We start from the raw sequence: 24,803 nt of genomic DNA on the forward strand, positions 1-24,803 counted from the left end.
AAAATGAAGAGGTGGACTTATGAGCAAGCAGAAAATTCAAAAGGTATATCCTTTAACACCAATGCAAGAGGGCATGCTGTATCATGCCATGCTAGACCCTGATTCCTCCTCTTATTTCACACAGCTTGAGCTTGGAATAAGCGGAGATTTTGATCTCGATCTTTTTGAAAAGAGCCTCAATGAACTCGTACGGACATATGACATTCTGCGTACAGCCTTTGTCTATCAGCAATTACAAAAGCCTCGTCAGGTTGTACTGGCTGAACGTCATTTAGATGTGTATAGAGAAGATCTATCTCATCTGAATGATCAAGAGCAGAAAAAGGTATTGGATCAATATAAAAAGCAAGTGAGAAAGCAAGGATTTCACTTAACGAATGATCTGTTGTTGAAAGTCGCTGTTTTTCAATTAAATGAAACAAACTGGCACCTGATTTGGAGCAACCATCACATCATCATGGATGGTTGGTCCATGGGTGTTTTGATGAAAAAACTGTTTCATTACTATGAATCTTATCGGAACGACCGAACCCCGGATCGCTCACAAGGTAAGCCTTATGCGGACTATATCCAGTGGCTTGGAAAGCAAAACAAACAAGAAGCGGAAGACTATTGGAAGGAGCGGCTGGATGGCGCTGTTCAGCACCAAGGGCTGCTGCAGCAAAAAGAGGCGAACGGACAATATGACCATCAGGAATGGACGTTTACATGGGATGCACAAACGGTACAAGCCATTCAAGATGCGGCAAGACAATGCCAAGTGACAGCACCGAACCTTTTTCAGGCTGTCTGGTCCGTTCTTTTAAGCACCTATCATGCAGCAGATGATGTCACATTCGGAACAGTCGTATCGGGCAGACCTCCAAGTGTGTCTGGAATTGAGCGAATGGCAGGACTGTTTATCAATACGATACCTGTTCGGGTGACATTGGATCAGGAACAGACCTTCAAACAGCTGTTTCAAAAGGTTCAGCAGCATGCACTGGAAGCGGAAAACTATGATTTTATGCCGCTTTATGACATTCAGCAGAAAACAGCTGCTGGAGGAAAGCTCTTTGATCATTTGGTTGGGTTTGAAAACTATCCTTTAGATCAGGAGCTGTCTGGTGACACCATGTCTGCACGTCTCGGTTTTGCCATTGATGTAAAGGACGGATTTGAACAAACGAATTTCGATCTGAATCTTCTTGTCTATCCGGGTGAAACGTGGACATTGAAAATCAAATACAATGCGGTGGCGTTTGAAGAAAAAGTCATTGAAAATATATCGAAACATCTGACCAATCTCATAAAGCAAATCATTCAAAATCCTGACATGTATCTTCATGAAGTGACATGTATCACAGAAGAAGAAAAGCAGCAGATTGCAGCGTGGAATCAGACGGAGAGAGATTATCCGAAGCACCTGTCCATTCCCGAGCTGCTCAATGAACGTATCAAAGCGCAGCCAAACCACCTGGCATTAGTCGAAGGCGAGCGAACATTCACATACGAAGAGCTTGGACAAGAAATCCGTCGTTTAGCCAGCATCCTTGTAGAAAACGGCGTTCAGCCGGGGGATGCTGTCGCGGTGTATATGAACCGATCAGCAGATGCGGTGATCGCCATTTTAGCCATTTTACACGCAGGGGCTGCCTATGTGCCGATTGATCCAGCTCAGCCTGAGGAGAGAATCCGTTGGATGCTTGAAGACAGTGGCGTAGCCATTTTGCTTTATGCTGACAGCCAGCCGCCGGTTGATGAAAGCATCAAAGCAATTCATGTGACCGGCATGACTCATCACTCACAAGCGGAGTTTTCAGTCGTCGAGACGTCTCCATCTCAATTGGCATATATCATGTTCACATCGGGATCAACTGGACGGCCCAAAGGAGTGCAAATTGAGCATCAGCATATTGTGAGGTTAGCATGCTCTCAGGAGAAATTGGGCTTGAACACGTCGGATCGTATGGCGCATACAGGAGCTGTCAGCTTTGATGCGATTACCCTTGAAATCTTCACTACGCTTCTGAATGGGGCGACGCTTTATCCTGTTGACCGTGATACTTTATTGGATATACACCGATTCGAACAATTTATCCAAACACATCAAATCACGGCGCTCTTTTTAACGACTGGTTTATTTAATCAGCTCGCTCAGCAGCGGCCGCAAATGTTCAAAGGGTTAAAAACATTATTCACCGGCGGTGATGTGATCAATGAGAAAAGTGCGGAGCTTGTGAAAAAGCATCATCCATCACTTACCTTGCTGAATGTCTATGGTCCAACAGAAAATACAACCATCTCGACCATTTACGAAGTAAGAGGAGATGAAACGGGTCCGATCCCAATTGGTCAGCCGATCAATCATACGTCAGCTTATATTTTAGATGACTATCAGAGACTTCAGCCAATTGGAGCGCCAGGAGAGCTGTATGTAGGCGGGGACGGTGTTTCAAGAGGGTACATCAAACGTCCAGATTTGACTGATCAAGTATTCATGGCAGATCCTTTTAAGCCGTCAGGACGGATGTATCGAACAGGTGACTTGGCTAGATATGGTGCGGATGGTCAGATCGAATTCCTTGGCCGTGCAGATGATCAGGTGAAAATTCGAGGCTTCCGTATTGAGCTTGGTGAAATTGAAACGGTGCTTCGCCAAGAAACGGGTATCGATGATGCGGTTGTACTTGTTCAGCAGCTTTCTTCAGAAGAAAAAGAAATCATCGCCTACTTCACAGGAACGCTCACAGAAGAAGAGGTGCGAGATGTATTCAATCAAAAGCTGCCAGCTTATATGGTGCCGCACTATGTGATGAAGCTGGATACCTTTTCGCTGACAACGAACGGGAAATTAGATAGAAAAGCTTTACCAAAGCCGGACGAAGTGCATCGCGAAGAGATCAAAATCATGCCGCCTGAGACCGAGACAGAAAAGGTACTCGCTGACATTTGGGAGGAGCTTCTTGGGAAAACGGTTGGGGTAGACGAGCATTTCTTTATGGCTGGCGGGCACTCGCTCAAAGCGATGATGATGTCTGCAAAGGTTCAAGAAGTGCTTCAAAAGGAAGTGCCGATTCAAATGATTTTTGAGAAGCCGACGATTCGCTCATTAGCGGCTTACATCGATCAGGATGGTCAAGAAGATGCCGGACATCCTATTTTACCAGCAGAGCAGGCAGATGAATATCCGGTATCACCAGCTCAGCGCCGTTTATACATTTTGCAGACACTTGAACCTGACAGCACGAATTATCATATTCCGATCGTCTTAACGCTTGAAGGAACACTCGAATATGAGCGGCTCAAATCAGCATTTAATCAGTTAATCCAAACGCATGAAATCTTAAGAACGAGTTTTCATATGAATGGAGAAGACATTGTCCAAAGGGTGCATGAATGGTCTGCATTTGACCTTCCTGTTCATGACATCAAGGAAGAAGAGGCTGAGGCATTTCTTGCTGAACGTCAATCGCCATTTGATTTAACAGCGGCACCCCTTCTACGAGCTCAGCTGCTAAAGGTCAGTGAGAATCGTCATCTTCTCGTTTTGGAAGCACATCATCTCATTACAGATGGCAGCTCCATGAAGACGTTCATTCAAGATTTGGCGAAGGCTTATGATGGAGAAGCTCTTACTGAAAGAGCCATTCATTATAAAGATTACGCTGTCTGGCAGCTAAGTGAAGAAGAAACGGAGAAACTGAAGGAGCATGAAGCATATTGGCTGAAGCAATTTGAAGGAGATTTACCGGTTTTAGAGCTGCCAACTGATTATCCGCGTCCAGCAGAACGTGATTTTTCTGGAGAACGATTCATGTTTGGCTGTGATCAAGCAACCACTCAGCGCATTTATGAACTGCTTCAGAAAACCGATACGACCATGTATATGTTCTTGTTATCCGCCTTTCAAGTGCTGCTTGCCTCCTATAGCGGGCAGGAAGATATCATTGTGGGTTCGCCTGTTGCTGGACGGACACACCCTGATATCCAGGACATGCCGGGGATGTTTATTAACACCATTGCAATGCGCGGAAAACCAGAACAAACCAAAACATTTTTACAGCTGCTTGAAGAAATAAAAGAAACAAGTGTTGACGCTTTTGCACATCAAAGCTATCCACTCGAAGAGTTAATTGCACATCTTCCATTAGACCGTGATACAACTCGGAGCCCGCTTTTTAGCGTGTCATTTAACATGCAGAACATGGAGGTTCCAGCGTTAAAGCTCGGCGATCTGAACATTTCGCCTTATGCCATTCAGCATCACTCGGTCAAATTTGATTTATCTTTAGAAGCATTTGAACGCGAGGGAGCATTAAAACTGAGCTTTGACTATGCAGCGGCGTTATTTAAAGAAGAGACCGTCCGCCGGTTCGGAACTCACCTCCTAGCGATTATTCGTGAGGCGGTTCGTCATCCAGAGGAACAGATCGGCTTGCTCCGTATACTGGATCAGCATGAACAAATAGAGCGTCTGGAGAAAAAAGCCGAAGGGCCAACGAATCGTCATGAGCCATTCCATGTCCAATTTTCACGTCAGGCTAAGGAAACACCGGATGCTATTGCCGTCAGGGATGATCAAAGAAAACTCACCTACCGCGAGCTGGAAGACATGTCACATGCACTTAGCTGTGAACTTAAGAAACGAGGCGTAGAGAAAGAAAAAACTGTGGCACTGATTCTTGACCGCTCTGTCTATGTGATCGTCTCCATGCTTGGTGTGATGAAAGCAGGAGGAGCGTTTGTCCCGATTGATCCAGCTTTTCCGGCTGAACGAATCCGCTACACATTAGAGGATTCAGGTGCACAAGTCATCGTGACAAATGAGTCTCTTGCTGATTCCTATCAAAATCGCAAGTCGATTCAAGTGGTGCAGGTTGAACAAGCAGTGCAACAAAGCTATTCACTAGAACTGCCAGAAGTATCGGTCGATCAGCTCGCTTATGTGATTTACACATCTGGGACAACAGGGAAGCCGAAGGGAGTACAGCTCACGCATCGTAATCTATCACACTACGTCAATTGGCTGACAAATGAGGTGACATTGCAAGAATGTGATCGGACAGCACTGCTTTCTTCTTATGCATATGATCTTGGTTACACAAGCATTTTCCCTGTTTTAAAAGCAGGGGGGACACTTTATGTTCCTCGTGAAGAGGTGTATACAGACCCTGTACGTCTGATGCGTTTGATTGATGAACAAGAGCTGACTTATATCAAAATGACACCATCCTTATTTCATATGATGGCAGATTCTAAAGAACATTCATTTAACGCTTTACGCCTAGTGGTACTTGGAGGAGAACCGATCATTCCTGAGGATGTTGAAACATTTATGAAGCAGCATCCATGCGTGGCAGTAATGAACCATTACGGTCCGACTGAGACAACCATTGGTACAGTGACCAAGCTGATCACACCGCAAGAGCTGGACGCTCTGAAGGAACGATCTTTGATCGGGCAGCCAATTGCACACACTAGAGCACTCGTATGCAATCAGCAGCAGCGTCTTGTCCCTTACGGCGCGCCGGGAGAGCTTTATATATCTGGGGAAGGCGTGTCGAGAGGATATTTGAATCAGCCTGAGTTAACAGCGGAACGTTTTCTTGAAAATCCATATGACCCTCAAGAGCGAATGTATCGAACAGGGGATTTGGTCAGACAGCATGCAAATGGAGATATTGAGTTTCTTGGAAGAGTCGATGATCAAGTGAAAATCCGCGGCTATCGCATTGAGAAACAGGAAATTGAGCATGCCGCACGTGCTCTGGCATCTATTCAAGAAGTCTATGTGAAAGTTCTGCACCTGTCCGGTTTGCCGGAGCTTGCACTCTATTACACAGCGCCTGAACACATTGGAACACTGACGTTTAGAGAAAATCTTGCGGAGACACTGCCGGATTATATGATTCCAACGTACTTTGTGAAAGTCGATCACATTCCACTTACCCAAAACGGAAAGGTGGATGCGAAGTCTTTGCCGCTTCCGCATGAAGTGCATATGAACCGTACGGCGCATGTGGCACCAGAAACGGAACTTGAGCGGACGCTGTGTGACATTTGGTCAGAAGTTCTTGGGGTGGAACAAATGGGTGTTCTTGACCACTTCTTTGAATTAGGAGGTCATTCCCTCAAGGGCATGGTGCTCATTTCGAAGGTGCAAGCAAAGCTGAACAAGCATGTGCCGCTCAAAGTTCTGTTTGAAAAACCAACCATACGAGCGATGGCTGCCTACTTGGACGAAACGGATTCTTCGGTGGTTACATCCATTGAGCCGGCAGAAAAGCAAGATTTCTATCCCGTCTCTTCTGCTCAAAAGCGGATGTATGTACTGCAGCAGCTGCATCCAGAAGCAGTCACTTATCATATGCCAGCCGTTTTAATGATGGAAGGCAGCCTTGATGTGAAGCAGCTGGAAGCAGCGCTTCAAGCCTTGATCGACAGACATGAATCATTGCGGACAGCCTTTGTAGAAATTGACGGCGTACCCGTTCAAAAAGTCTATCGCCAAGTGCCGTTTACATTAGAGGTTGATGAAATCGAGGGCGGTCAGGAGCAGTCTGTTATCGAGTCATTCATTACACCATTCTCATTACATCAAGCACCATTAATGAGGGCAAAAGTGGCGAAGCTTTCTGATGAGAAATATGTATTCATGATGGATATGCACCATATCATTGCAGATGGTGTCACACGAAGCCTGCTCATTCAAGAACTGGCAGAGCTGTATGAGAAAAAGACGTTACCGCCAGTTCAGCTGCATTATAAGGATTTTGCGGTATGGCAGCAGGAAGAAAATCAGCAGGCGCTGCTTGAGAAACAGCGGCAGTATTGGCTGGAGCAATATGCACAGCCGCCAGAAGACTTAGCGCTGCCCCTTGATTTTCCGCGTCCTCAAGTTCAGTCATTTGAAGGAGGGCGAGTCGATAGATGGTTGTCTGCTGAAAAGGTGCAATCCATCAAAACGCTCATGGCGGAAAAAGGTGTGAGCTTGAACATGGTGATGCAAACAGCATTTGCCATTTTCCTTTCGAAATTAACTGGGCAGACAGATATCGTCATAGGCGCTGTAACCGCAGGACGTACGCATGCTTCAATCGAACGAGTTCCAGGCATGTTTGTCAATACGCTTGCTCTTCGAAACGAAGTGCAGCCAGAAGACACGACAGCACAGCTGCTTGAAAAAATGAAAGATCGCAGCCTATCAGCCTATGAACATCAAGAATTTCCGTTTGAGGAATTGGTGGCTCAGTTAGATCTTTCGAAAGACACGAGCCGCAATCCATTGTTTAGTGTCATGCTGACTACAGATGACCGTGACCTGACGTTACCGGATTTGAATGGACTCAAGCTGTCACAAAAGCAGCAAGATACCGTTCATGCAAAATTTGATATAACGCTTGGTGTATTTGAAGAAAATGATCAAGTGGGCTTGCGCTTTGAGTATGCAGCGGCTCTGTTTAAAAAGAGCACCATTCAGCGCTGGAGCCGATATATTGAAAAAATCATAGACGATATGGTGACTAAGCTGAATCAGCCGATTTCAGCGCTATCTCTCATAACTGAAGAGGAAAAACGAGAGCTGATCAATGAATGGTCAGGACCTGTCCTAGACGTCCCGTCAGATCAAACCGTTCATGCCCTGATTGAGGCGAAGGCACAAGGAGCACCGCATCAAAAAGCGGCGACCTTCTGCGGAACGAGCTGGACGTATAAAGAGCTGAACAGCCGGGCGAATGTAGTCGCTTCAAGGCTCATCGCAAGCGGCACAAAACCAGGAGACCGCGTCGGCATTCTCACCCGCCCATCTCTTGACATGACAGCTGCTGTCCTTGGCGTTCTCAAGTCAGGTGCGGCATTTGTTCCGATTGATGCAGATTATCCAGCGCAGCGTATTGCATACATGCTGGAAGACTGCGGGGCAGAGGTACTTCTGATGCAGAAAGGACTTACTGCACCACCTTCATTCACAGGTCATATCCTGTTCATAGAAGATGCGGTAGAGGGAGAAGCTCACGAGATTCAGGTTCAGATCAAACCAACGGATCTTGCCTACATGATTTACACGTCTGGGACGACGGGACAGCCGAAGGGTGTCATGGTCGAGCACCAGTCTCTTGTGAATCTTGCATTCTGGCACAATGATGCGTTCCAAGTGACGAACAAGGATCGAACTGCGAAATATGCAGGCTTTGGCTTTGACGCCTCCATTTGGGAGATGTTCCCGACGTGGATCGCTGGCGCAGAGCTGCATATCATCGACGAAGCAATTCGCCTCGATATGATCAAGCTCAATGCGTATTTCAATGAAGAAGGCATCACCATTGCCTTCCTGCCAACACAGCTTTGTGAGCAGTTTATGTCAATGGACAACCATTCTCTACGTTACTTACTAACAGGCGGAGACAAGCTGAAACAGGTGAAGCCAGTTCCATATCAACTCGTCAATAACTACGGTCCAACTGAAAATACGGTCGTAGCGACAAGCGGAATGATCGATCCAGAACAAGGCACGCTTCCGATTGGAACAGCCATTGCCAATACTCGTTTTTACATCATGAGTTCGTTATATGACCTATCGCCGCCAGGCGTACCGGGCGAGCTCGTGATTGCAGGAAAAGGACTGGCAAGAGGCTACTGGAATCTTCCAGAGGAAACAGATAAACGATTTGTCCCAGATCCATTCTATCCAGGCGAGCGCATGTACCGCACAGGCGATTTAGTGAAATGGACAGAGGATGGCGAGCTGATCTATCTCGGCAGAATAGACCATCAGGTCAACATCCGCGGCTTCCGTATTGAGCTGTCAGAAATTGAAGCCCAGCTTCTGACGCTGGATTCGGTGAAAGAAGCCGTCGTGACAACAGTCAAAGATGCGAGTGATCAAGATGCACTTATCGCTTATGTCATCACGGCTGAAGAAACAACAGCCCTGAAAGAAAGCCTAAAACGAACGTTGCCAGAATACATGGTGCCATCATGGATCATCAAGCTAGACCAATTTCCAATGACGGCAAATGGAAAAGTTGATCTGAAAGCATTGCCAGCTCCTGATATCGAAGCGAACCAAACGATATACGAAGCACCAAGAGACGAAGTTGAAACGCTGCTTTGCGGCATTTGGGAAGATGTCCTTGGCGTCAGCCAAGTCGGCATTCACGATCACTTCTTTTTCCTTGGCGGAGATTCGATTAAAGGCATCCAAATGGCAAGCAGACTCACGCAAGCAGGCTGGAAGCTCGATATGAAACTTCTATTCCAGTACCCGACGATTGCGGAACTGCGCCCATATATCGAGGAAGCCGATCTTCTCACAGCCGACCAATCATCTGTCGAAGGAGAAGTCATTTTAACACCGATTCAGCGCTGGTTCTTTGAACGAGCATTCAGCGATCAGCACCATTGGAATCTCTCGATGATGCTTCATGCGCCAAATGGATTTGACCTTTCCATTACAGAACAAGTCATGCAAAAACTAATTTCACATCATGATGCACTGCGTATGGTATACAAGCAGGAACATAGCGGCATCCTGCAATACAACCAGAGGGAGCTACCGGAACCGATAGCGATTATTTCTCATGATGTCTCAAAAGAGCACGATGTGAAAAAGGCAATTTCCACAATTGCCAATGAGTATCAGCGTCAGCTGAACCTCGAAACAGGTCCATTGATGAAAGTGATTTGTTTTCATGCAGAAGATGGCGATCATTTATTCATCGTGACACACCATTTAGTTATTGACGGTGTCTCATGCCGAATTTTACTAGAGGACTTTATGTCTCTATATCAGCAGGCATCTCAGGGACAAGCCCTTGTCCTGCCGCTGAAAACTCATTCCTTTAAAGAATGGGCAGAGGCCATTGAACGTTATGCACAGTCACAGCCATTAAAAAGTCAGCAGGAGTATTGGGCAGAAATTGAAAGCAAACCATTAACCGCATTACCTGTTGATCATGAAGTGACGAAAAGAAGAGTTGCCGAAACCAAATCGGTTCAAATGCAGCTGACAGAAACAGAAACTGAGCATCTTTTGACCGATATTCATCTGCCGTACACAACGGAAATGAACGATATTCTTTTATGTGCTCTTGGTCTTGCTGTTCAAGAGTGGACAGGTGAGTCCCATGTACATGTGCAGCTTGAAGGTCATGGAAGAGAGGATATTTTATCAGGGCTGGATGTCTCTCGCACAATTGGCTGGTTTACGAGTATGTATCCAGTTGTTCTTGAAGCGAAGCCGGATCAGACCATAGCTGATGCTATTAAAGGAACGAAAGAAATGCTGCGGCGTGTGCCAAATAAAGGAATTGGCTATGGGATTTTAAAATACATGACAGCCACTGAACCGTCAGGACACCATGTACATCCTGAAATCAGCTTGAACTATCTTGGACAGATTGATCAGGAAGTGACGACAGAACTCTTTGGGCCGTCCATCCATGATATGGGACGACAAGCAAGTCCTGATTCGGAAGCTGTTTATAAGCTGAACCTTAGTGGTCTTGTTCAACACAATCGATTCATTTTGTCTTGCTCCTATTGTGCAAGTGAATATGAAGAACAGACGATACAGCAGTTCATGGCATTGTTGAAGGAAAAAATCCAATCCATCATCACCCATTGCTTAGCGCAGCAAGAACGGGAATTTACGCCAAGTGACTTCTCTGCGGCTGACCTTGAAATGGATGAAATGGACGACATTTTTGACATGCTTGAGAAGAAATTGACTTAACAACACACGAGATCAGTCATAAAAATAGGAAGGGAGGATGAAATAGATGAGTCAATTTAAAAGGGATCAAGTTCAAGACATGTATTATCTGTCACCGATGCAAGAAGGAATGCTGTTTCATACCCTCCATCATCAAGAAAAGGGCTTTTATGTAGAGCAAATGGATATGAACGTTAAGGGCATACTGCATCATGACTTACTTGAGAAAAGCATGAATATCATCGTGGAGCGGTACGATATTTTTCGTACCGTGTTTCTCCACGAAAAAGTAAAGCGCCCTGTCCAAGTTGTGCTAAAGGAGCGTCCTTTTACACTTGATGTTGTGGACTTGCAAGATCTTTCTGAAGACGAACAGCTTGAACGTATCGAGAAATTCAAACAACAGGATCAGCTGAGAGGATTTGACCTCTCGAAGGATTCTCTCATGCGGGCATCTGTTTTCCAAACGGGTTCTGCCAGCTATCGCTGGATATGGAGCTATCATCATATCCTTCTGGATGGCTGGTGCTTTGGACTTGTGGTGCAGGAGTTGTTTGCGATTTACCATGCACTTTTACATGACGTTCCTTATAAGCTAGAACCGGTCAAACCATATAAAGAATATATAAAGTGGCTGGAAAAACAAGATAAACAAGCATCACTTCAATATTGGCAGCAATCATTAGCAGGGTTTGATGGACAATCAACCTTTAAAGAACAGCGAAAACAAACGAATGAACATGAATTAGGCGAAATTGAATGGGCCATGAGCAAAGAAGAAACGGCCGCTTTATCAGAGTTAGCGCTGCAACAAAATGCGACGTTAAGCAGTGCGCTTCAATCCGTTTGGTCAGTTCTGCTGAGCAGGTATCAGCGGTCAAATGATGTGTTGTTTGGAACAGTTGTGTCAGGACGCCCGGCAGACTTGGCTGGCGTTGACAGAATGGTTGGATTATTCATCAATGTCATCCCAAGAAGAATTAAGCTGACAGATTACATGACATTTCGTGCACTCCTGTCAGAAACACAACAGCAGTCTCTTGCAGCCGAGCCGCACCAATATATTCCGATTTATGATATTCAGGCAAAGACAGGTCAGCAGCAGCTCATTGATCATATTGTCGTGTTTGAAAATGTCCCAGCCGCAAAGAAGGACGAGCAAGAGGCACGGTTAGGGTTCACGGTGGAGAACATGAATGTCTATGAAAAATCAAACTATGATCTCAATCTGCTCGCATCGCCTGGAGAAGAATTGCTATTGAAGCTGGCCTTTAACAAAAGAGCGTTTGATCCTCAATTTGTTCACAAGTTAAAGGAACAGCTCAGTCTATTGATAAATGAGGCGGTCAAGCATCCCGATCAATCGGTTCATACACTCCCGCTCGTCACGAAGCAGGAAAAACAGCAGATTCTTGAGGAATGGAATGCACCTGAGCTTGAGCATGACCAGTTGTATTTGTCGAAATGGTTTGAGCATAATGTCGGCAAACAGCCAAATGCAGTGGCACTATCAGCAGAAGAGCAAACGATGACATATGCCGAGCTGAATGAACAGGCCAATCGATTGGCAAGGCATTTGCAAAAAAATGGGGCTGAACATCAAACGGTCATCGCCATTTTAGCTGATCGAACACCTGAACTCATTGTCAGTCTGCTGGCTGTCTTAAAAGCAGGCGCAGCCTATGTGCCAATTGATCCTGATTATCCAGAAAGCCGCATTCAATACATGCTTAAAGACAGCGGAGCGACGCATCTTCTGACTCACTCATCCTTTATTGGTCATGCGAAGGGACTCGGGTTTACTGGTACGTATCTGTTTGCAGATGATCAGGAAATTTCACTTATGAGCTCAGAGAATCTGCCGCTAGAAGCAGGTTTACACGATACGGCATATATCATGTATACATCAGGCACAACGGGTCAGCCAAAAGGCATCATGACAACCCATTCCAATATTGCCCGGGTGGTCAAAAATACGAACTACTTAACCATTTCAGAAACAGATACACTGCTGTCGCTATCCAACAGCGTATTTGATGGCTTTACCTTTGATGTATATGGTGCGCTTTTAAATGGGGCAAAGCTTGTCTTGCCGAAAAAAGACACCATTTTAGATATGCATGAGCTGACGGAGCTCATTAAAAGAGAAAGCATTTCTGTCATGTTTGTTCCAACTGCTTTATTTAATCTTCTCGTTGATGAAGAAACCGATTGGATGCACAGTGTGCGCAAGGTGTTGTTCGGAGGGGAGCGTGCATCTGTACAGCATGTGAGAAAAGCCTTTGCTGTCATGGGAAAAGGCAGACTAATCAATGTCTACGGCCCAACCGAATCAACCGTTTTTGCCACCTATTATCCTGTAGATGAAGCTCCGCCGATAGAAGCGCATTCTATTCCAATTGGAAAGCCAATTAACCAAACGGGTGCTTATATATTGAGCCAGCAAGGACAGCTTCAGCCTATTGGAATGGTTGGAGAACTTTGTCTCAGCGGCAAAGGGCTTGCGAAGGGGTATTTGAATCGTCCTGATCTGACAAAAGAAGCCTTTATCACACATCCATTTGCTGCGGGAGAAAGGCTGTATCGCACGGGAGATTTGGCTTATTTTCGAGCAGATGGTCTGATTGAGTATGCAGGCAGAGTGGACGATCAGGTGAAAATTCGCGGCCACCGAATTGAGCTGACAGAAATTGAAGCCCACCTTCTCATGCATCCAGGCGTAAAGCAAGCTGCCCTTATAACGGATCAGCATGGCTCGCAGCATACAAGACTGCTCGCCTATATGACATGTGAGGAGGAGTGGAAGGACAAAGTTGATGTGATCAAGTCAGGGCTGAAGGAGAAACTTCCGGCTTACATGCAGCCTCATGAGCTGATCAGACTTGAGAAAATGCCGCTGACACCAAATGGAAAAGTTGATAAACGTCAGCTGCCAAAGCCAGAAGCGCCTCAAGGAAACCGCCATGTGAAGCTTCCGGCAAATGAGGTAGAACAAAAGCTGCTTGTCATGTGGCGTGAAGTGCTTGAACGAGATGATATCAGTACAGATGACCATTTCTTTGAGCTTGGAGGTCATTCTTTAAAAGCGATGTCGCTTTTATCAAAGGTGTCGAAGGAATTCGATGTTCAGGTGCCTATTCACTTGTTGTTTGAGACGCCTACAATTGAAGCCATCAGCCGTTATATTCAACAGCAGGATCATGAAGCTGCCGGCTATCTTGTATTCAATGAATCTCAAACGCCAACAGTCTTTGCTCTTCCACCATTACCGGGCTATGGCTTTATCTATCAGGAAGCCGCCAAAACGCTCAATAGCGTTCGTTTGATCGCCTTTGATTTTATTGAAGCTGATCACCGCATGACGCAATACGTTCAGCATATTCAGCATCTTCAGCCTGAAGGGCCTCTGACTTTGATGGGTTACTCTGGCGGGTGCTATCTGGCCTTTGATCTCGTTCAATCGCTTGAACAAGCAGGACGGACGGTGGATAAGGTCATCATGATCGATTCCTATAAGAAAATTGGAGAAAGTGATTTAGAAGGACGATCCATCGAGGACGATATCGAAGCGATTGTTCATCAATCAAAGCAAAGTGAACTTGCCCAAGAAGAGCTCGTTCAAGAAGCGCTTGCTCAAAAAACGCGGGCCTATTATGAAACATTTGTTAAGGGGGTGAATCAAGGAAAGATACAAGCAGATATTGATTTCATCCAATCAGAAGAGCAAATTGAGATTCCAGACTGGATGGATCATTGGGAAAACGCGACGACCGGTGCTTATCGCTATTATCAAGGCTACGGTCAACACGCTGACATGTTCAAAAACAAAGAGTGTGCAGCCCAAAATGCCCAGATGATCCAAAAGATCGTGAATCAAAAAAATAGAGAAGCCGTTTTGTAAACTTTAGTTCAGGCAGGGGTGCATGTTGGCAGCCCTGCCTGTCAAAAAAGGAAAGGAACTCATATGAAACCATCAATTATAAATAAATCAAATGTACATGAATCATTGGATACGATTTTACAAGATGTACAGAGAACGATTTTACAAACCAACGAAATCGAACGCTTCGCTGTTTTTTCTCGTGAAAAAACCATTCGACCGCGGCCATATCACCTCTCTCATTTATTTCTCAACAATCACATGGAGCAGGAGGCCGCAGCTGAATCGATACAGATGCAAATGGCTTCCCCTGCTTTAGCGGACATGCCACCCGCCCTTTCCTATGGAGGGGATCTAGATGTTAAGGCAGGAGCCCAAACCTTGCAGGACGCCTTAACAGAGGCGGCAAAAACGAAAAATGGTCTGACTTATATCGTCAATAGTGAAAATGAACTCACACAATCCTACGCGCAGTTAAAGGAGGACGCCGAGCGGGTTCTGACAGGTTTGAGGGCGTTAGGACTTGAACCGGGTGATCCTGTATTCTTTCAGTTTTCATCCAATCATGCGATGGTAACAGCCTTTTGGGCGTGTGTGTTAGGCGGATTTGTTCCAACACTAGTGTCCGCCGCACCGACCTATCGGGAAATGAATGCCTCCGTGAAGAAGCTTCATCATGCGTGGAACCTGCTGGAGCATCCGCTCATTTTAACAGATGACTCGCTGATTGATGAGGTGCAAGGATTAGCTTTATTGTGGCATACAGACAAGTTACGTGTCGCAGCCGTTGAGCCGATGCTTTCTTTAGAAAGAGATAGAGAAGCTTATCCAGCGTCACCGGATGATTCAGTCTTTTTTATCTTAACGTCTGGAAGCACAGGGATGCCCAAATGCGTAGAACATTCTCATCGAAGCGTGCTGGCGAATGTCAAAGGAACAGTGGCAGCCAATGGGTTTACACAAGAGGATGTGTCGTTAGACTGGATGCCTTTAGATCATATTGGCGGTATTGTGATGTTTCACCTTGTCAATGTGTACACGGGCTGTGAGCAGGTTCGGGCAAGAACAGATGATTTTATCGCTCAGCCGCTGCGCTGGCTTGACTGGATGGACCGCTACCGTGCAACGAAGACATGGGCGCCTAACTTCGCATTTGCGATGATCAATGATTATGAGAAAGACATCTCGTCAGGATCTTGGGATCTTTCTGCTATGACCTGTATGATCAATGGGGCAGAAGCGGTCGTACCGAAGACGATTCAACGATTTTTACACTTGCTGGCTCCGCACGGCTTAAAGGGAGACGTCATTAGACCGGCATTCGGCATGTCTGAAATCTCTTCAGCCGTTGTCTTCTCTTTTGCGATAGAGCGGGGAGATGAAAGCAGCGGGGTTCTAACCTTTGAGGAAACATCACTCACAGAGCAGCTAAGACCAGCGGAGGCACGGGAGACGGGAACCGTCAGCTTTACAGAGCTGGGAAGACCAATTCCGGGTATTACGATTCGTATCGTTAACCATCAGCATGAGCTTCTTCCCGAAGATCATATTGGCAGTGTGCAAATTAAAGGGCCGACGACAATGAAGGGCTATTACAAGAATGACGAAGCGAATCAAGAAGTTTTTCAAACAGACGGCTGGTTCCACACGGGGGATTTAGGTTTCCTGCACGAAGGAAGGCTGACATTAACCGGTAGAGAAAAAGACATGATCATCATCAACGGGAAAAATTATCACAACTATGAAATTGAAGTCATTGCAGAGGAAGTACCCGGCGTCGAAACGAGCTTTGTCGCCGCTTGTTCCGCTCGGATGGAAGCATCTGCATCCGACGAGCTGATTCTCTTTTTTACACCGAAGCTGTATGAACCTTCTTATATCATGAGGGCAAGTCAAAATATTAAATCCCATATTGCAACAAAAATGGGTCTATCTGCATCACGTGTGATCCCTGTCCAGAAGCATGCCTTTCCGAAAACAAGCTCTGGAAAAATAGAGAGGGCACAGCTTAAGAAGCGATGGCAGGAAGGCGAATTCGATGAAATCATCAAGGAGCTGGACATCAGACTTGAAAATGAACACACCTTGCCTGATTGGAGTTTACAAAAGAAGTGGATACCTGCTCCGCTCCATGAAGCTGAAAAACAAACATTAGGGAACACGGTGATCTTTGCAGATACTTTAGGGCTGGCAGATCAATTGAGATCCCTTTCAAGCAATGAAGAAACCTATATTACGGTTGAACCGGGTCAAGCATTCACACAACTCACCCATACACACTTCATCATCCACCCGAATCGGCCGTCTGACTACGAACAACTCTTTGAGACGCTCCGTTCGTATGGCGTTTCGGTGAAACAAATCATTCACCTTTGGAACTACACAACTCAAGAAGACACACTTCATGCAGCGTTGGCAAAAGAAGCGCAGAAAACTGGCAGCATGAGTGCATTATATGTAACAAAAGCGATCGCTGCCTATGAGGAGCCAGTAGAGATCACCTTTGTCTCTGCTCATGCGATGAATTTGCCGGAAGATCAAACACATGATGTGGAGAAAGCAACGACAGCAGGATTGATGACAGCTGTTCAGCATGAATGGCCGTTTATCAAGGTGAGGTGTCTTGATTTTTCTCTGGCAGAATCAGATACAGGTCGTTCTCATGCATCATCGATTATGACAGAGCTTACACATGACACAAGCCATCATATCGCCGCTTATCGCGAAGGTGTTCGTTATACTCCTCTTTTAACGCCGCTTCATCTGGAAAAAGAACAAAGGAGGAAGAAGCCGCCGTTTGAATCATCCGGGCTTTACGTGATAACAGGCGGGCTTGGCGGCATTGGGCGGTTGCTGAGTGAGCACCTGCTGACATCTTATCAAGCGCATCTTGTGCTGGTTGGAAGAAAGGCGAGAGAGGCTTTATCTATGGAGCAGCAAGACGTATTGATTTCACTTGAGAAACTAGCGGAAAAGCGCGGCGGTACAGTTCTTTATGAAAAGGTGGACATCACTGACGCAAAAGCCATTGAAGCGTTGATCTCAAAACAGGAGGCGGCTTTAGGCAAAAGGCTGCATGGCGTTATTCATTTCGCTGGCATCATTCAAGAAGAGCTGCTTCGTGACATGACGTCTGTGTCATTACATGCGATGTACGAAGCGAAGGTATATGGCACGATTGCGCTACATGAAGCAGCTTCTAAACGGCAGAATGTCTTATTCCTTTCTAGCTCGTCAGCTCGAACGTTAAAGGGCGGAATGACCGTTGGCGCTTATTGCGCGGCCAATGAGTTCGTTGAACAATTTGCTCATTATCAGAGGCTGACCTCTACAGTAAAGCCGTATTGCTTTAGCTTTAGCATGTGGGATGAGACGGGAATGAGTGAAGGATCAATAATCAAAGGCATGCTAAAAGAAAGAGGCTACCTCCCGATTCCAAAGCGGGCAGGCATTCAAACAATGCTGGCATGCTTGATGACAGATACTCCTCTCATTTATATCGGGTTGGATCGGTCGAAGCAGGAAATTCAAGAAATGATACAGGAGGAGATACAAACAGAGCAGGCCGTATATGTCTTTTTCAAGACCGATCAAACAAAAGCTATTGAAGAAAGGCTGTATCAGTCCATTTATACGTGTATACAGTCTCGTCTATCTGGGGAATGTTCCGTACATCTCTATCCTGAAGAATACTGGAAAGAAACAGAGGATGGGATGCCGGACGAAGTGCATTTCAATGAATTAATAGAGGAAAATGGACAGGGTTCAGAGGACAGAGCACCTCAAACTGAGACGGAAAAACTATTGGCACACATTTGGTCCGAACTGCTTGATGTTTCAAACATTAGCTGTGGTGATCACTTCTTTTTACTCGGAGGTCATTCGCTCAAGGCAACGCAAATGCTGTCAGCTGTTAGGCAGAAAACGGGATTTGACGTGCCGCTCGCCGTTCTTTTTGAGCATACGAGACTTGGAGAGTTAGCGGACTGGATTGATTCATATGCCAAAGCCGATGAAGCGATTCCGATACGGAAAATAGAAAAGGGGCAGGAGCTTCCGATGTCCTATGCTCAGCAAAGACAGTGGTTTCTCTATCAATTACAGCCCGATCTAGCATTATACAATAATACGATTTCCTTTCGGATGAATGGACCTTTAGATGTAAAGGTGCTTCAGCACAGCCTGCAGCAAATGGTGCAAAGGCATGAATCGCTCAGAACATCCTTTGCGATGAACGGCGATGAACCGGTACAGATCATACATGAGCATATGACTCTTCCAGCGCTTGAGGTGGTAGATGTATCAGAGCTGGCATCACAGGAAGAAAAAGAACAAAAAGCGGCTGAATGGGCGAAAAGAGAAGCGGGCACACCTTTCCGCTTAGAGCAAGATGCACTTTTTCGCGCGAAATTAATTCGGCTGTCAGAAACAGATCATTTGCTGCTGATGTCCATTCACCACATCGTGTCAGATGGCTGGTCGATTGGCATTGCCGCAAGGGAGCTATCCGAATGGTATACAGCGATGATCGAGGGGAGGGAGCCTGATCTCTCACCACTGCCAATTCAATATGCAGATTACGCACTATGGCAGAAGGAGTATTTGACGGGAGAAACACTTCAGAAGCAGCTTTCCTATTGGAAGGAGCAATTTGCGGTACCTGTGGAAGAGTTGATGCTGCCGTATGACTACACGCGTCCGGCCGTTCAATCCTATAGGGGAAAAACGAAAAAATACCGCTTGTCGAAGCCGTTATCAGAACAGCTGGCGGTTCTTTCTAAGAAAACAGATAGCACCCTTTATATGACATTACTTTCGGCTTTCTCTACCTTGCTGCATCGATTGTCTTCACAGGATGAGTTTGTCATTGGATCCGTCATTGCCGGGAGAAATCGGACGGAGATGGAGCAGCTCATCGGATTTTTCGTGAATACGCTGGCACTTCGGATCGATCATAGCGGGAATCCGGCTTTCACAGAGCTATTAGAGCGAGTGAAGGAAACAACAATGGGTGCCTATGCACATCAAGATGTGCCGTTTGAGATGGTCGTAGATGAACTGAATATTGTACGTGAGGCTGGAAAGCAGCCGCTGTTTCAGGTCATGTTCGTTCTGCAAAACCTGCCTCTTGAAGCATCACCGATGGGTGAGGCGACATCCGTTTTAGCCATTGAAGATAACGATACGGCCAAGTTTGATCTATCCCTGTTTGTTTTTGAAGGGGCGGAAGGTCTTCAATTAAAACTAGAGTATGATGCAGACTTATTTTCTGACGACACGATGGAACGGTTCCTTCGTTACTACGAACAGCTGCTTGCGTGTATTTGTGAAAATCCAGCACAGCCGATCAGACAAATGAATTATCTGCCAGAGAAAGAGAAGCAGAAGCTGCTCTATGAATGGAGCGGCAAAACAGAACAACCAGCAGGCCCGCTTCTCATCACAGAACGGTTTGAAGCACAGGTGAAAAAGACACCTCATGCGATTGCCCTCGAATCTGGGGAAGACCAGTGGACGTATCAGGAGTTACAAGAGAAAGTCAATCGGCTTGCCGCTTATCTGCAGCAGCGAGGAGTGAAGCCGCATGAACCAGTAGGGCTGCTGATCGACAGGTCGCCTGAAATGATTTTTGGGGTGCTGGCGATTGTGAAAGCAGGCGGGGCCTATGTCCCAATTGATCCTGAATATCCAGATGCACGAATTGATTATATGCTGAGGGATACAGGTATTCAGCTGTTACTAACAAAAAATGAATGGCTGAAACAAGTCTCGATCAGTCAAACCGAGCTCATTTGTCTTGATCAGGGATATGAAGAGTTTTTATCGGAGGGAGAACTCCAACCTGCTGCCCTCAAACCTGATGGACTCGCTTATATCAATTACACATCAGGATCAACCGGTCAGCCAAAAGGGGTTTTGATTCCGCATCAAGCGGTCATCCGGCTTGTATGTGAAACAGATTATGTCACCCTTGATGAACATACGCGTATTTTACAAATCGCTAGCTTTTCCTTTGATGCCTTTACGTATGAAATATGGGGAGCCCTGCTCAACGGAGGAAGGCTGATACTGACCGATCGAAATACGATTTTATCAATGGATACGCTGGCTGACTCGCTGACATCTTACAAGATCACAACAGGATTTCTGACAGTGCCGCTGTTTAACCGATTAACAGAGGAACATCCAGAAGCTTTATCTGGATTCAATGCCTTATTGGTCGGTGGTGATGCTTTGTCAGCTGCTCATATCCGTAAAGCGCTGCCGTATTTACCTGAAGGCCTTTTAAACGGCTATGGACCAACTGAGAATACGACGTTCTCCTGTGTGCATCACATTCGGGCAGTGGATGAGGGGCAGGTGGCGGTTCCTATCGGTCAGCCAATTGCGTATTCACAAGCTTATGTACTAGACGACCAGCTGCAGCCGGTTCCGCAAGGTGTCATTGGAGAGATCTATGTAGGCGGTACAGGGCTTGCACTCGGTTACCTTGGAGATGAAGAAAAAACATCACAATCATTTATCCCGCATCCTTTCCAAGAAGGAGCGCGTTTATATAAAACAGGCGATATGGGCCGCTGGCTGCCAAACGGCATCATCGACTGCCTAGGAAGAATCGATCATCAGGTGAAAATTCGCGGACACCGCGTCGAATGCGGGGAAATTGAAGCCGCTATGCTGCGCTTTGAAGACATCATAGAATGTGCAGTCATTCCGCACCAGCATGAGAGTGGCCACAAGCGGTTGATCGGTTATTTTGTCCAAAAGGGCAGCGTGACCACGCAAGACATTCGCCATCAATTAAAAGAAATACTGCCAGATTATATGGTGCCAAGCCTATTAATAGAGCTGGAGGAACTCCCGCTCACGGCAAATGGCAAGGTAGACCAAAAACGTCTCCCGCCGCCAGAGTGGAGACAGGAAGAAGTGGACAAACCGGCTGACAGGGCACTCAGTGAGGAAGAACGTGTACTGGAAAAAGTGTGGACTCAGCTGCTCGGCACTCCTTCGATTGGCGTACATGATAACTACTTTGAGCTTGGCGGAGATTCGATTATTGTCATACAAATGGTGGCGCGCTTAGCACAGGAAGGCTACGTCATTCAGCCGAGAGATGTATTTGAAAAACAGACGATTTCACAGCTGGCACTCGCTATGAAAAAGTCAGATGCTGCTGCGTTCTATGATCAGTCGCCTGTCACAGGAGCTGTTCGCCTGCTTCCGATCCAATCATGGTTCTTTGAGCAATCATTGACAAATCAAGATTATTGGAATTTATCAGCGCATATGGAATTCAAGCAATCCATACAGCTCAAGCAGCTGACACAGGTTCTCTCAAAAATTGTCGATCATCACGATATGCTGAGAGCGATTTATACAAAAGCAGCAGATGGCTCGTGGATTCAAACCATTCGTGCGCCTGGCATCACCCCTTGTGTCACCTTCTTTGATCTGACGGGTGTTTCTCAGGAGGAAGCGCTGGAACAAATCTGCATGGAGACCGCCGCTTGTCAAGGAACGTTGTCATTAGAGCGAGGGGAGGTCATCAAAGCCGTTCTTTTCCACACAAGTGAAGGTACGTCTGAACTCTTTATCGCTGCCCATCATCTTGTGATGGATGGAATCTCATGGCGCATCATACAGGAAGACCTATTAAATGGACTGAAGCAGCTTGCGGCAGGGCAGGAAATCGCGCTTGCAAAGAAAACTGCGTCCTATCAGCAGTGGGCTGAGGCTCTTTATGAATATGCACAAACCGATCAATTACAAGAGCAGGTTCCTTTTTGGCAAAATATCATCAGTCAAGAGGAAGAGGGTTCTCCTTTTCAAACACCTGCGCTTTTCAATATAGAAGAACATGCAGAAATCCTGTCTATTCAATTAACGAAGGATCAAACAGATATTTTACTAAGACAGGCATCTCAAGCGTACCGAACAGAGGTAAACGATTTACTTTTATCAGGACTCACGCAAGCCGTTGGAAAGCCACTACTTATTACGTTAGAAGGGCACGGACGCGAGGATTTATTTGAACAAATGGATTTGTCACGAACAGTCGGATGGTTTACAAGCTCTTATCCTATTTTTATTCCTTTTATTCAAACCGATGTTGAGAGACAAATCAAAGATGTCAAAGAAACCTTAAGAGCTGTGCCGCAAAAGGGAATCGGCTATGGCTTGCTTCAATACATGACAGCATCTCGTTTACTCAAAAAGGCAGCGCCGCAGATGAGCTTTAATTACCTTGGACAGTTAGATCAAATAGACGAGACACACCTTTATATAGCTGATGAACGAAATGGACATGTACATGATCCAAAAGCAGAAAGACAGCATTTGATCGATGTGTACGGATATGTTGTGAACGGTCAGCTTCAGATGAATTTTATGATCAATCGTGAACTGCTTCAGTATGAAGAGGTGCGTCTGTTACCTGAACGGTTCAAAGAAAAAATGGAGGATATTCTGACGCATTGTGTAGAGACAAAAGGCGGTTTTACGCCATCTGATTTTCCAATGGTTCAGCTGACGCAAAAGCAAATCGATGATCTCCCAGACAATGTAGTGGATGTGTATCCACTATCTCCAATGCAGCAAGGGATGCTGTTTCATGCTCTATTAGATCAAGCGTCACAGGCGTACTTTGGTCAAGTGCATATGACGCTCGAAGGCTTAACGGACGGCGCAGCCTATGAAAAAGCCTGGAATCTGCTTGTGGAACGTCATTCGATTTTGCGGACAACATTTGCTTGGGAAGTGCTAAAGGAGCCTGTTCAGTTGATTCAATCAGAAGGCAGCATTCATCTCACTCAGCACGATGTGCGCCACCTGAGTGAAACGGATCAGAAGGAAGCCATCCAGCAATATTTGCAAACAGATCGTTTAAAGGATTTCAAACTAGAAGATATGGATGAACCGCTGATTCGTATTGCCTTATTCCATCGTGATGAAAACACATGCACGTTTGTTTTTAGCTTTCATCATATTTTAATCGATGGCTGGAGCTTGTTCAGCTTTATTGAAGAATCCTTTTCTTTGTACCGCTCTCTTGTGGATGAACGGGAGGTGGATCTTCCTGCTGTCCGTCCATATAAAGATTTTATCGAGTGGCTGCAAAAGCAGGATCAAGATAAGGCGCTAGCGTTCTGGAAACATTATATGTCAGGAGTAGAGGAGGCCACGCCGCTTCCAGGAGACGACGGGCATGCTTCAGATGAAGATGCAGGTGTTGATCAGCTAAGTATCAAACTAACGCCCGAAATGCAGGAGAAACTCGAAAAGATGACAGGCAAGCAAAAGGTGACAATGAGCACCCTGATTCAGACAGCATGGGGGCTGCTTTTGCATCTTCATTCAGGATCTGATGATGTCGTGTTCGGAGTGACGGTATCAGGACGGCCGGCGGATTTACCACAGGTTGAAAGCATGACAGGGCTCTTTATTAACACATTGCCGCTCCGTTTGCCGATCACGCCAGAGTGGACCATTTCCAAGCTGCTGGCACATACGCAGGACACAGTTTTTCAGATGCGGGAGTTCGAATATACCGTACTGCCAGATATTCAGCAGCTGACCCACATCCCGAATGGAGATTCATTGTTTAACAGCATTGTCGTGTTTGAAAACTATCCGATTGAATCTATCGAGCCATACGGAGTGCGCATTATAGACATTGCGAGTCATGAAGAAACGAACTATGATCTGACCCTTGTGGCAGTTCCGGGAGATACGCTGGAGCTTCGGGTCACATATCGCCTCAATCAATATACAGAAAAGCAAATACAATCGTTGATGCAGCAGCTGATCCACACACTTGAAGCGATGACAGAACAAATGGAGACACCCCTTTCTTCCTTCACAATCGTGACGAATGAAGAAAAAGAGCGGATGATCACCGATTGGGCGAAAAACGCACAAGTCAGTGTGCTGTACCCAGATCAAGAAGAGGTCTATTCAGGTGTGCATGATCCTTCCTGTGAGACGGAAATATATGTCCTGAGCGAAGAGCATCAGCTCATGCCGATAGGATTCCCTGGAGATATTTTTATCGGCGCAAAGGATATCAAAGCACTTTGCGGGGAGCTTGCTGATTGGATGGAGACGCATAAAATTCCGCATCCATTCAAACATCAAACTGGCGAATACCTCTATCCGACAGGGGATGTCGGCGTTTGGACTGAAAAAAATAAGATTCAGATTTTGGATTGGATGTAGGAGGAGAAGAAC

3 protein-coding genes are annotated in these 24,803 nt (G+C 46.0%); all 3 read left to right on the plus strand.

The window, feature by feature from the left end; genetic code table 11:
- The first annotated feature begins 19 nt into the window (after window positions 1–19).
- The gene (locus NSQ72_RS01985; RefSeq protein WP_341083174.1) at window positions 20–10,717 is read left to right on the plus strand and encodes a non-ribosomal peptide synthetase; all 10,698 of its coding nucleotides are present in this window, start codon (window positions 20–22) and stop codon (window positions 10,715–10,717) included.
- Window positions 10,718–10,763: 46 nt separating this feature from the next.
- On the plus strand, window positions 10,764–14,597 hold the full coding sequence (locus NSQ72_RS01990; RefSeq protein ID WP_341083176.1) for a non-ribosomal peptide synthetase: 3,834 nt from the start codon (window positions 10,764–10,766) through the stop codon (window positions 14,595–14,597).
- Window positions 14,598–14,660: 63 nt separating this feature from the next.
- A complete protein-coding gene (locus tag NSQ72_RS01995; protein ID WP_341083177.1) occupies window positions 14,661–24,791 on the plus strand; it encodes an amino acid adenylation domain-containing protein in 10,131 nt (3,376 codons plus the stop codon).
- The last annotated feature ends 12 nt before the right edge of the window (window positions 24,792–24,803 follow it).

The sequence above is a fragment of the Bacillus sp. FSL R5-0659 genome, from assembly GCF_038008785.1.
In the GTDB taxonomy this organism is placed as follows: domain Bacteria; phylum Bacillota; class Bacilli; order Bacillales; family Bacillaceae; genus Bacillus; species Bacillus safensis.

Coding starts and splice junctions, on each gene's coding strand:
- NSQ72_RS01995 (WP_341083177.1), top strand. CDS start 14,661: ATGAAACCATCAATTATAAATAAATCAAATGTACATGAATCATTGGAT.
- NSQ72_RS01985 (WP_341083174.1), top strand. CDS start 20: ATGAGCAAGCAGAAAATTCAAAAGGTATATCCTTTAACACCAATGCAA.
- NSQ72_RS01990 (WP_341083176.1), top strand. CDS start 10,764: ATGAGTCAATTTAAAAGGGATCAAGTTCAAGACATGTATTATCTGTCA.